We start from the raw sequence: 13,853 nt of genomic DNA on the forward strand, positions 1-13,853 counted from the left end.
GTTCAGATTTCCGGAACCGGCTCTAATCTTATCAGATTGCAGGTTGATCCGTTCCGAAATCTTCCTACTCAGCAGACCCGCTGGGTTTGTGATCGTCTTCCTTGTCCCGCCTTGAATTAGCCTCCTCCTCCGGAATATATCGCTGAGCAACACCGACGTCGGGCGTGTTAAGTCGTAAATCGATACAGAGCGTAGAACTACTGCTCACTCCGCGTTGTAGGTGGGATGAGCAATCCAGTACTCGATGTTCCGTTGGAAATCACCTATCAAGCGTAGAAGCTTGCCACCAGGCTCGACACGCGGGTTAGGGACTCCCGCCCCAAGTAAGAAGTTGTTTTTCCTCCAACCCCCACCAGCAAGGATACCTGTCTCGCCGTGACCCCACCCCGACAGGTGAAAAACCTCTGCACCAACGTGAACCGGACCAACTGACACCTCTGGTCCGGTGCCCATGCCGGCCATTAGCCCTTCTTCACGATCGTAAGTGCCGAAAAAGGAAATCTTGGCCGCCACGTCAACTGGTATGCCTTTGACTAAAAGGTGCTTTGTGCCGATCGTAAAGTCGCGGGAAGCTATTCCGCCGGATTTGGACATTTTACCAAACAGAGATTCAGAGCCAGCAATTGGTACGTAAACGCCGCCACCGCCAGACTCACTTTTGTTCTCGCGAAAGTACAATGCAAATATTGTTGGTGGAGGGACGGTGACAATGGTCCAACTATCGTCTGTGAAGTAGCGCTCATCTATTTGGCTCTCAAATGGACTGGTGCCATCAGAGTCGCCATATCGTATTGGATTGCCCCACCCGAAACCATAACTTGCTAGATTCTTCGGAGTATAGACCCCGCCGTGGTTTCTACCCCCCAAATAATCATGAAGTATGGGATCCGGCCGTAGCCAGACTGCAAGGTTGTTGTCATAGAACCGCGCACCAAAATCCTGCAGACCACTTTCGTCCTGCTCCTTGGCGTTGAAGCGATAGCGCGGCAGCCCCGGCCAGGCGTGGTTGGTCGTGCCATCCTTGTTGCCCGCGAGCAACGTTTCGCGCTCGTGCAATACTTGCCCAAAGGCTGCGTATTCCTGCTGCCCGTTCAAACGCGCTGTTTCCGCTTTGCCTGGTGAGCCTACTACGACATCACTCACGTTCCTGGTCAGCAGTTGTGCGTGATAGGTGAACATCCGTTCATCGCCAACCCATTTGGAAGCGACACGCAGTGGTCCGGCAAAGTAATGCATAATCGCCTGCGGGGCCTGTCCTTCCCGGCGGGAGATCGTCAGCTGTGCATCCGCATAGAGGGTATCGGACACGAACGGTTCGCCGACAACCTTGTCCTTGCCGTTGACCTTGCGAATATGCTGCTCAGTCAATTTCTTATAGGATCGCTGCCCGCTTGCATCGTATTCCGACTGGACGTGGTCGTAGTAGATGATGGGCTTGTTCGCGCCATCCGTCTTGGACTTCGGCAGCCGTTCCGAGGGAGTTTGGACGATCTGACTGCGCAACGAATCATCCACGTTCCAGTCAAAATAGCGGTCCGGCCGGCAACCTTTCTTGTCCGGCCGGTCACACAGGCTGGCCGTCATGCGGCCGAAATCGTCAAAGCCGAATTTAGTGATCTCCCGGAATTTGCCCTCATCATGGAACGTATTGACCTTTCCGGGTGCGTGGCGGGGATCGCCGTCCGACGTATAGACGGAGGTGAACGTCGCTGTGGTTTTCTCTACAATTTTGCTTTCTTCCGACGTCTTTGTCGCCGGCTTGGTGACCTCGACAGCACGCACCTCTGCCCGCCGCTGCAGCGCCATTTCATGGGTCGGATAGAAGGCAAATGTCTCATCAAAATCAGCCGTCAATTTCGGCGCCTTGGCGATCTCGGTGTCGTCAAGCAGATTGGGTTCGCCTTCCCTGTCGGTACGCTTGGTGTGCAGACTGGTTAGAGACTTTTTCGCAGCGCGGATTCGATTCGACTGATCGTACGAGAAGCTATTTTGGGAATTGCTTATCAGGAGACCGTGGCGTTGCGCGACAAGCGGCGGGATGGCCTCGCTGCAACCGATCTCCGGAAGCGGCAGCGTGCACGGCTCCGCGATGATCGGCTTGTTGTTGTAGGCGAGCACGTTGCCGGCAGCATCGTAGCGATAGTCCACGTTCTGGAAATAGATGCGCGGCACATCGGCCAACGGCGAACCCATTCGGGCCATCGACGACATCAGCCTGTTCGATTTCTCGTCATAGGAATGACGAACACCTACTCCAGTCGCGTAATTCATGCTGAGCAGATTGCCCCGGGCATCGTACATCATGTCCGAAGCGATGGCAGTGAGCGGCGATTTCGCAGCCCCAGGACCTGGATTCGAGCCGGCAAGAACGTCCAGCAATTGGCCAGCCGAATTGTAGCGGTATTCCATGCTTTCGCTGATGTTGGCCGCCGGAGGCTTTGGCTTCCCGGTCGCTGCCTTGCCGGGAACCTTGATGCTGAACGTCCGCGACTTATGCGGCCCCCACAAATCGAAGCTGTCCTCCACGACCAGCGTCGAATAGCGGCCATCGTCGAGCGACATTGCGTCGAGCTTGCTGAACTCGCGCTCGCTCCGAACGGCACGGCCCAGGGCATCGAAGCTTTTCGTCTCCATGCCCACCATATCAACCGTCTTGTAGGGGCGGCCTACCCTATTCTGCTTCCGGTTCTCTTCCGAAGGCTTGCCGTCGTCTTCCGAGCCCTTGCCGTATTCGATCGCGATTTCGCGCTTGGCGGCGCGTTCGACATCATCCTTGTCCTTGCTGTCCGAGCTGAATAATTTATAGGTCGTTTTGCGCGGCAGGTTGACGATGAAGTCCGTGCGCACCACGCGGCGGAGATCGCGTTCGCTGTGCGGCGCATCCTTGCCCGTCTTGGGATCACGACAGGCGCTTTTCGCCATTTCCTCGAAGTCGAGTTTGGGGCGGTCCGGCTCAGACAGCGTACCCCTGCGGGGGCCACTGTAAGTACACATTGAGTTGCTAGACAGATCCATCACGATGCGTTCGAACCCACGGTCAGGATCGTCAACCAGAACTCGTCGGCCGAGCGCATCATAACCGACTAGGATCGCGTCGATTTTCTCGCCGACTTCCGTTGACCGGCGTGGCAACCTAATGGCGACAAGCTGGCCCAGCGCATCTCGATCGTAGCTCGCCACGGAACGATTGCTGGCCAGCGCAAACGGCTGCGCGCGTGCAGGCAGGCAGGCATAGATCTGTTGTTTGCCATCGCGGGCAATCACGTCCGCGACAAGTTTCGAGTTCGGCAGCATTCCCGGAGGATTTGAGCCTTCCGCCGCTGAAACTACCTTGTGAACCGTAGTCGTCTCATAACTCTCAACCACACCTCGGATGGCGCCCCGAACGTCGCGCTCAATCGCCGACGGTGCGCAGAGTGCGTTCCGCATGCTCGTGCGATGACGGAGAATGGGATTCGCCGGATTCTCGGATGGCTCGATCGCATATTGCAAGTCATAGCCGTTGCCATCCGGCAGTTGAACCGTCAGCGGACGGTCCAGTCCGTCGAACGAAATCTGGTTTCGACCAACCTCTGTCGCGAGAAGGCCCTGCTTCGCCAGATTGATGGTGGGCCCATTCGGGTCAGTCACGGGATCCGGGTCAACTGTCAGCGAAACAGGATAGGCGTCGCTGACCGGACGATTGATCCGGTCCTTCCTGACGACGCCACTGGCCGAATAGTTATCCTTCTCGTCACATGCCGCATCGGAAAATCCGGCCAAGCGCTTGCATACCGACGCTTCCACAATCGACTGCACGGCGACACCGAACTGATCGAAGAACATCTTGGACAGCAATGCCTTGTTGGGCAGGTCACTATAGGCCTGGCTGTCGACAAAGCGTGTAATGATCGCTGACGGAGGCGAAACAACCAGGGCGGGATTCCCGTATGCATACGCAGCAATCTGCGTGAAGGTCATGCCGGTGGTGAGATTGGCATTCAGACCGGCGCATTCCGCACCGCAGGATGGCCCGGCAGCCTTCCAGCTGACCAGAGCCTTGGTCGGCCGCGCAAGCTGGTCGAGCGGCACGTAGGTCGCATTTCTGTTGACGTCGATCGAGACCGTTGCGACCGCATGACGATAGTCCAGCGCAGCTCCATAGGAGTTCAGACTGCCGAGTTGGGGTTTGCTGCCCGAGAGGCAGATCGTGGACCCCTTGTATGCTCCCGAAGGCCCGCAGTGTTCGGTCCGTTCGGCCGTCTCGATAAGGGATATGTACGGATCAAAGCTGTAAGCCTTGGCCGCGTACGTCTTGCCGGACCCGATTGGTCCCACATATCTGACAAGATTTCCGAATTCATCGTAGTTGTAGGCGCGCATGACCACGCCAGCTCGCGCGGCCTGTTCAAGACTAAAGGTCAGCTCAGGAAAATGACCAGCCCGAGCACACGGATCGTTGGTCGAACCGGCGTCAAGAAAGTGGCAGAGCGTCAGGACCGTGCCGGTCTGGGTATCGTTCGACGCAGTCCGCCGGCGGAGAAGCCGGCCATCTCCGTCTAGTTTGTCGGGCGCCGCGTCGAATCCGGACGTGATGTTGTCGCGAACAAGCTTGCCCGATCTGTCGCTGATGAGCACCTCCTTGATACGATTGCGCTGCTCGACGAAGATGGTTCCGCCACCCGTCGCACCATGGGTAAAGCGCGGCCGCACGGTGTCGTCGTAGACGACGTCCGAGCAAACCGTGCCCCTGGTATGCAGCACGACGCCGGGACCTTCGAGAATTTCACCCAGATCGCAAACGCGACGCGGCCTCGCCGCATCGTCGAGATTGTACTGAACTGCCGTGCGGAGCACACGGCCCTTTGCGGCCTCGCCTTCGGCCGTCTCGCGTACGATCTGCACCAGGACAGGCGTGAGGCGTCGCGGGCCGGTGTCAAACACGGATTCGATCGTGCTGTGCGTTTCCGTTTCAGCCGGGAAGGTTTTTCTGCAACCCAGTTGCTCAACGGAGTCTTGCTGGTCATCGTGGGCGAGGTAAACATTCCGTACGAGGCCCAGTGCCAAAAGCTTCCTGTCCACGTCCGTCGGCTGGACATGCCGCAAGTGATGACAAACGACTCGCGCAGGGTTGGAGAGCGCGGTGTCGACCAAAACATAATCCTGGCGGAGCGTACGCCGTGGCTCATTGCCAGTTGTACCTTGCGAGATGTCGTAGACGCGCTCCTCCACCAGCAGACCAGCTTCGAAGATGGATCCATTCGCATATCGGCGTTCGGTCCGTCTGACGCCGGCAATTTTCACAGCCCATTCCCGGTCGGCCACTTCGATCGGAGTGCGGGCGTCGGAGTTGCATCCCTCGACCGTGTATACGCCACTATAGCCTACGAACTGTCTCTCGAAGCGATCGTAGCGGCCGTCGGCGTAGGAAAAACACGTGTGACGACTGTTGTTGCTGACGTCCGCCGCATCATCTTCCCCGACACCATCGCGCGCCGTTACGCGTGCAATCACCCACCGGTGGTTCGGGTCCTGGACTGTTCGCGATGTCCGGGCATAAGCGAACTCAAGGTTGGCCTTTGCCTGATCGCTCGAAGGATTGGTTGGCAACCAGACGCGCTCGAGCAGCCCATGCTGGCCAAGCCGGTTTGCCACGACCGTGGCATTCTCGCGCGAGAACTTGAGCTTGAGGCTGGTTGGCCCCTGCAAAAGACTGTCGCCGACAATGAAATCCGACAGACCGTCACCATCGGCGTCACGAAAAACGATGCTTTGTCGCGTCAATGCTCCGCTTAGACCAGCGTTGGGGTTGATGTGGAAGCAGACCGGAATTGGGTAAAGGCACGTGGACCATGTGTAAGCGCCGCCGGCAGCAGCATTGTCGGTTTCAGAGCGGCCAAACGTTCCGGAGTTGAGTGCCGCCGCTTTCCCCAGTTCAATCACATCAGTAAACCCCCAACCCGTGTTCAATCGGGCTTTGATCTGGGAGTTTTCGCCAATCTCCAGAATGTCGATCAGACCGTCACCGTTGACGTCAGCCATGGTCCGGTATTGATCGCCGGTCGCAGAGCTGGCCGCAAGTCCTCCTTCCATGGAGTTGTCATTGAGAGGAAACGCGAACCCGAGCGTCAGCCCGAGGCCGAGATTCCGTGATCGTTCACCGAAGAGGGCGAGCCTGTCGACTTCGATCTCACTGCCGTCAAAACCATTGCCGAGATTCAACCTGACCTTGAACTTGCCGCAAGTGTATTCACTCCCTGCGTCGACGCATTGCACGATATCAGGCAGACCATCGCCGTTGACATCCATCACGTCTCTTATGCGGTCTCCCTCCGCAACTTTCCTGTCGACATTGATGTTGAGCGGGAAAAAGGATTCCTGGCTGTGTTGCCCCTTGTCGTTCGAAGAGGTGCCTCCGCTCGAACTCGTAAAGGCTGCACGCGCGGACGCGACAGCGATTTCCGCCGATTTTTTTGCCGACGGAAAGCCGAACGATGTCCCGTCGGTCTGGTTGCCCGATTTTCGCAGGGGCGACGCTGGATATGCCATGGCGCTGTTGCATGCATGGGTACGGGCCCATGGGCTGGTCGGCGCACAGCGATTTCCACCGCGGGCGTCGGTCGCTATGACCGTACCGCCAGCCACGAGGTCGGGAAATCCGTCGCCGTTAAGATCGATGGCATCCTGATCACTCGACGTTTTACTTTTCGATGTCGAGACACCCGCCCCGAAGTCGGCGAACAGCGTCTCAAGCTTCGTATCCGATCGTTTCGAGGTCGCCACTAGCCCGACACCACGAGTCGGCGAAGATATAATCCGCAGATTCGACCTGTCACGATATGCATCGTACGCGACGAGTTTCGAACCAAAATGCAAATCCTTTGAACCAAGCCTGCTCGCGGATATGTACTCTCCGAATGTCCAGATCGCCTGATCGCGGCCCGTGAGGCATAGGCTTGGAAAGCCCCCATAGGTTCCCGCAGCCGCCGCGAGGCTCGCGTTATCGCGGGCCCATGTGCTTTTCACTTCAAGTGCAGGGCCGTTGGACTTGGCGTTCTTGACGTCTTCGGCGGGTTCACCTTGGGTAACTCTCGATTTTTGCGGGAGAGTCTGAACCGGAGGCCATTGACAGGCGTGGGCAAGGTCTACGGTTGCCGCAGCGCCGCTGGCGGTCGCGGGCCCTGTCGTACCCGATTTGTCAACGAGGCTTGCCTTGTCCGCTCTCGCGGTCACAGTTTCGCGCCCGGCTCGGAATTCCGGGACGAGCGCGAATGCTGCCGCGTCTCGGTGTTTCCTGCCGCTGGCTTCGGCTTTTTTCAGGTCCAGGTAGTCCCTTTCATAGGGAAGGTTTCTCAAAGCATTCACGAGCGACACGAAGCTAGGCAGGCTCGCTAAGGCGTTTGCATTGTCGAGCGGTGCATTTGCCGGATTCTTTGGGAATCCCGGGAACGAATCGGGCAGCACCGGATCCTTGATGTCCCATTCGCTGGCACCAGCCGGTGCGTCGGCCCGGTGACGAATTGCAGAGACGGCGACGGATCTCGTGGTGATCGTTTCAATCGGCAGTCGTCCGCGTGGCGAAATTGCCGCCTCCGGCGAAACCTTCAGCCGATGCGCGATAGAGAGCGCGGTGGGCCCTGCTGTGAATTGCGCGTTGCCGGCAGCGTTCAACTCAGCGAGCAGGATTCTGGCCGGGCCGAGCGGACACACATTATCATTACCCCGGCTTAACGGTACATTGGAGTTGTCGTCTTCCGATGGATCGAGCTTGCCAAATTGATCCGTGGGCAGCTTGGCGCATGGCGCGGCGCCGAGCAGACGATCAAGCTGGTCTCCCAGGCTACGAGCTGAAAGTCCGTCGGCGATCCGATCGTCGATCGCCGTTTCCAACACAATCTCCTCATCCTCGGCGGCACAGACAGCGAAGCCAGCGTGGCTCGATGGAAGTTCATGGACGCGGTATTGGCTCGGATTCCCGCCGGCTTTTCGCTCTTCACTGAAATTCGAGAAAGTCGTTGTACCGGTGACGCCGCGCACAAATCGCAGGTTCTGCGCAATCAACTGCTGCGGCTCGCGATGGTCGTAGAGCAGCTCAGGTATCGTGCCCGGAACGGGATCGGGCGTTTCGACAAGCGCTCCCGGAGAAAGAGCCCGGGTCCGCTTTGTGAACAGGCCGGCGCCACCCGGCGTTCCGGGCGGAAACGGTTCGAACACGGCGAAACGCTTTACGGGTAGTTCCCGTGCCTTACCGTCCCGCCAAGCGAGCACCCTCGTTCTCAGCTTCGCAACTCGCTCGCCCAGCCTTTGATCAAGCCTTGCGGGATCAACGTAGTTTTCGCCCAAGACGGATGGATTAGGCTCCGCTGGGCCGATCCCTCGAATCTCCAGCGCAAAGCGCCGTTCATAAAGGCGATTCCCCGCCTCGTCCTGCTGCTGGCCCCACACACAGGATTGCTTGGGAGCGTTTACTCCAGGCGATACGGCCAGGCGCGGCAAGAACGCAGCGCGGCGCGGATTTTCCGATCTGACAGGAGTTGCCCTGGTCTGGCCGGGCGGGGGCGGTGGAACCGGATCGAGCAGGTGCCCGAAGTTTGCCACGCTCGCCGGCCCGTTCTGAATATGCGGGACGGCAAAGAGCTTTCGCGAACCTTGCCGGCACTCCCAAACTGTTTCGTTTGGATTTGCACTCGGCTCGGCCTTGCCGTCTTCGCCCAAAGCGGGCCTGTCGCCCAATGGTCCAATGCATTCCACCGGAGGATAGGGCGCAGCCGGATTTTCGCCTCGATCGGCATCTTTTGGAACAGGCGCCAACTCAGTGTTGTAGCTAAGCGCAAGCGGACCATCGCCAGCGATCCTGAATCCCGCAGCGTCAATTGGCCAATATCCGAGCGTCGCATCTGCATCGGGATCGCGGCTGTCATTTGGCGCCTTGCTGCGGACGAACAGACAGATCTTGTCCCCTGCCCTGATGTCGAGCTCGTTGCCGAGCCGACCGCAATCAGCCGGGTTGGCACGTCTGTTCGCGCGCGTGTCACATTTGGTTTCCAAGCCCGCCTGACCAAGCCAGCCGCTCTTCAGAATTCTGTATCGGCCGGCATCTGGCGCCATTTCGGTCATGAGCGCGGACGTGGTCGAAGATAGATGCTCAAGGTTGAGTTTTCCTCCTTCAAGTCTGAAAGGACTGGCCTTGCCAGCTATCGTGATGCTTCGCCCGATGCGTGTCGCGTCGGCATCGCATGACCTGATCGGATTCGCTCCGGCGTTCCTTTCATCTTCTGTTGCGCCCTTGAGCGAGACGCCGTCGAGGTGTGTGGCCTTATGCGTTGCCAGCACCTCGATTGGTACAATAACGTACTCCAGATAGGCACCGCCGATTGTCGCCGGCTTTTCCATGATCCCTGAAAATTCGACCGCCCCGGTCAGTGGAGCCAGCGTACCCGGAATTGGCAAAGCCATCGGCGCAAGATCGCCGGGTATGTTGAGATCGGAGAAATCGGTAAGCTTGTATCGCAGCATGCTCCTGCCGGTCATATCGCAAAAGGCCGGCTGCTCGGCGGCCAGACAAATTGAAGAAGCCGCCTGGAGTTGAGCAACGATGAAAGAGTCCGGAGAACCGGAATGGCCCGGTCCGATAATCTTTCGAAATGTCGGGCCGCTCGCGCTGGCAGGCAGGAGCTGTTCCGAGGCCGAAAGATAATCGACCCTTGGGCTCCATCTGACGGCGTCGTCCTCGCCATTGTCGATACTGTGGACGCGAAAATAGAAGACGTCGCCCTTGTCGACTTTCGCGAGCAGGCTCGATTCAATGCCGTTGTTGGAAAGCAGCAATTTGGCTGCATCGAGATCCTGATGGCCCGCTGCGCAAGTCTCGCCTACGGGGTTAAACACCGAAGGAACGATCCTCGTCTCGACCCGGGAGTGGCCATCCGAGGGGCTGCCGTCCTGGTCCTTGGCAGGAAGTTTCGAGAGATCAGGTTCGATCGTGTCGAGTTCGATTCCCATCAACTGGGTGTCTGCGCCGTACTCGATCTTGACGGCCATCCGGAAGGGAGGCACCGATTGCATCTCTCCCGAGAAGGTAAGCCTGACACCGTTTTGATTTCCGGCGCTGTCGACAAGGATTCCAGACTCCATCATGCCGACGACGGCACCCGCGGCATCTTTTCCGTACTGGTCATTCCAGGCGACAATCGCTTCATCGATTGCCGCCTTGAGCACCTCGAGTGGCATCCGGTCACGCCCAATGGGGCGGACCCTGATCGAGCTTGTCCACGGTTTTGGTTGCAAGCCCAGGAACGCACGTCCGGACAACGCCATACGGTAATCGAGGACGGCCGTTCCTGTGCCGTCGCGCGGTGTCAACCTTGCTCCTAGTATTGACCAGCTGCCAGGACCGGCTGGTTCGGGTGACGTGAGGCGATCGAGCACTCGCGGACCCAAGTGACCTGCTGAACACGATTGGACCGTTGAGCCGCTGGATCGCTCGACTGCCACGATGACTCCATCGCGATGAGGAGCCGGTAAGAGCTTATCCGGACGCGGTTGCCTTTCGCGGCCCGGATAGCGCGCCGATTTCTCTACGCCCCAAACCTCTTCCGCAACGTCATTCGCAGCAACCCCTGCAGCATTGCCGGTAATGCGAACGAGACCGTTGAATGGCGCACGCCATGTGCGAACGACATCGAACCGCGGGTGTTCATTCGAGGCCGGGAATGAGTCGACTTTGGGCATCGCGACAGATTGAAGGACGGGAGCGGCGGCCGGCTGCTCCCCAGTACCATTGAGTATGAATGGCGTGTTGCCTGCAAACTGATAGTTTATTGCGCCCGCCGCCGAGGTCGAGGTGTTGTAGAAGACACCTCCCGGCGTGACGACATCAATGCGGCCATCACCGTCCATGTCGGCAAGTTGCACCGTCTGGACCGTGTGCGAATTACCCGTTAGCGCTCCGGCAATCACGCCATACACATGGGCTTCACCTCCGCTGTTGGTCGTCTCCATCACCGGCTCGTGCTGAAAGCGAAAACCCGACGGCAGCTGCATGTCCGTTCCGGCAGCAGCGAATGACAGATGACCACTGGAATCGACCGACCCGAGATACGCAACCCACCTGCCGTCCTGTTGGACTAGGCAGTCGAGGATGCCGTCTCCATTGACATCCAGCAAAAGCGTCGACTCACGATGGGAAGTCCGCCTGGAGTAGGTGAACTTCGCTCCACCGCTCAACCCCTTCAGCGGAATAACGCCAAACCCGACATACAAGCCGGCATTGAAGCTTTCCGTCTCGACTGCTCCCATCTTGGAAGCAGCAAACGGGCCCTCCGCGTCGCCAAGCTGACCGATCGGTTCGACCACAGTCCTGATGGAGTCGACCAGAGCACCGCGATCGGTGGGTGAATCAGGAAACTTGGTGGGCGTCGGGTCACTCTGGCTGAAAGCCTGAACATTCGCACCGTCCAACGCTGGCTTTCGGTAATCGAAGCGCATTTCATAGTGCGATACCTGACTTGAGGAGGTGTCGTGCAGCGGCGCGCCCAAACAGGCCCTTCCGTCCATTCCCGCGGGAAATATTGCGTCCTCGTCGGCAAGCCTGTCTGTCACTTGAACCGAGGCGTACTTCGTGATCGATCTCAGCCACCGTCGAGCTCCCGGCTTCGATTGATACAGCGGGTCCGCCTGGGTTTGAAAGCCGTAGGACAAGAAGGGAGCCGAGCATTGCCACGCGGCCAGGTGCAGCGGAACCGCGTTTCTCTTGTCACCGTCGACCTTGTAGGGATCCCTGCGCCGGAATCTCAGTTCCGCCTTTTCCAGTAGGCGTCTTTGCACGACAAGACCACCCGACCTCGCATCTGATCGGTGCAGCATGCCACCGAGCTTGTCATCTGGCGTCCAGAACAGATTCAGTTCGAACAGCCCCTGCTTGCGCAGACATCCCTTGGCGGACGGCCGCTCGCGACATCGCAGGATGGTTTCCTCAATATCCTGGTGACCTGTAAAAAGGACGCGCTTGAGATAAAGCCCCCGGTCCATGAGCATTCCGGGCACTGAACCCTGAGGACAGGGCTGGTTGCTTCCATCAAGGCATGTCGACACCCACTCGTAATCGATGATGTTTCCGAACGCATCTTTCTCACGCGCCAGTCCCCAAGTAGAGATCGAGCGCGCTATCCCTTGCAATCCCACCTTGGGTCCGAGGTCCAGATAGGCTTGTGGCGATCCGCCTACGAGGGACATGTCATGGACGAGATTCACAGGCTCGATGTCGCCGGCAATGCGGCCTGGTGCACGGCCAAAATACATCACTCGGGCTGTCTCTGCGGCCGGATTCTCCTGCCATGCCTCCCACCAATAACTGGAAGGCTCATCTCCGTGACGTACGAATCGCCATAGTCCCTCATCCCGCCGAAGCACGAAATGAGCCTTCCCGGTCTTGCGTGGTCGCAGATGAGTCGTTCTGTGAGGCTGCGGCACCAGATTAAGTGTAGCCATTCTGCGGTCGAGTGCGTCCTTCTCATCGGAACGGATGCCGTCGCCGACACGACTTGCTCCACTTTGCGCATCAACGAAGGCCTCCCCCGCCTCCGGGACGAGCTGCTCCCCATTGAACAGATAGGTTTCCGTCTCCAGCTTTGGGTCGTAGATGGGAACGCCCCAGCGCGTCTCGACAGTTATGGTCGGAACGGACAGGTTCCAACCGTTTGCGATATTTCCCGCGCTGGATTGCGCACTGTAGTCTATCGAGATCTGCGGCTTCAAACTTTCACGGACGCCCGGCAGATCAAGTGGGTAGGTGAGACGAAGATCGCCATGGTTATTCGCCTGAGGCACGGCGAGCTTGGGGATCCCCTTGGTAGGGTCCGCTTGGCGCAAACCCTTCAGAGTTTCGGCGGAGAAATTCGCCAGTGCCTTTTCGGGCCGCTCACCTGGCTTGAGAACGCCCGCGATAAAGCGACCAGACTGTTCGGATAACGTCGTAATGGTCGCTTTGTTATCAATATCTAGATAGGCATCGACCGGCATCATCACGCTGGCGAGCGCAATGCCGGGTTGCTTGAACAAGCGAATCTCGCTCTCCGCAATCCCTTCGGGAAGTGTTGAGGGATCATAAGGTACGCCAAGCTCGACCGGCGCGTTCGACAGTACCCTGAATGCGGCACAACCAGCCGTGAGATTCAACAGACGCGCATCTATACTTGCCCGCCCCTCGCACGCGACAAGCACATGAATTTCCGGATTCACGGATGCAAGCTGCGCTCGCTTTGGACGCCCGACCGACAGTCCAAAGACCTGCAGGCGATCTTGGTTTGCACCAATCGACGCAAACCGAGATCGGACTGACGGATTTGACTCTGGAGCGTCTATTGGCGCCGCTTTGGCTGCCTGCGGCAACGCTGTTGCCAATACCGGCTCAACTCCAATCACAACCGCGCATAGAAGGACGAGACCGTCTTTTAAGAGCCCGCACGCCAAAATGCGGAGCTTGCGGCTCGATCCAAAACAATTCGTAGCAATAGTTATCGCACGCCGCGCATCGCGCGGCTTTGAAATACCATTCAGCATAACTTCCCGCCCCCAGGAAATAACACGAATGATTACACAACTTAATCGATTAGAAAAGGGGGAAGCTACCAGATGGATGAGGCGGCGCGGGCCGATTGACTGAAAAATCGCCTTATCAAGTCAGCCGCACGCTCCGTCATGATGCTCTTCACCGGCAACAAACCCTTCCGCGATCCGGCATGCTCACGGCCTCGACATCACCTTCGGGTTTTCCTCATAATCAGCGCGTCGCCAGCGCTCGGCTCAAATCGTGGCATACCGCCACGACTGATAAGCAAATTGCCATTTCTTGGCCAGTTGGCGATTGGATAGTT

Annotated in this window: 1 protein-coding gene; it reads right to left on the reverse strand. The window is 58.3% G+C overall.

Annotated features, from left to right (window positions below):
* Window positions 1-204 precede the first annotated feature (204 nt).
* Complete coding sequence (locus tag V1283_RS25785) at window positions 205-13,539, reverse strand: SpvB/TcaC N-terminal domain-containing protein (RefSeq protein WP_334389339.1); 13,335 nt, start codon at window positions 13,537-13,539, stop codon at window positions 205-207.
* Between the last annotated feature and the right edge of the window lie 314 nt (window positions 13,540-13,853).

This window comes from Bradyrhizobium sp. AZCC 2262 (assembly GCF_036924535.1).
In the GTDB taxonomy this organism is placed as follows: Bacteria; Pseudomonadota; Alphaproteobacteria; order Rhizobiales; family Xanthobacteraceae; genus Bradyrhizobium.

Excerpts from the sequence above, each read along its gene's own strand:
- V1283_RS25785 (WP_334389339.1), bottom strand. The coding sequence starts at position 13,539 with ATGCTGAATGGTATTTCAAAGCCGCGCGATGCGCGGCGTGCGATAACT.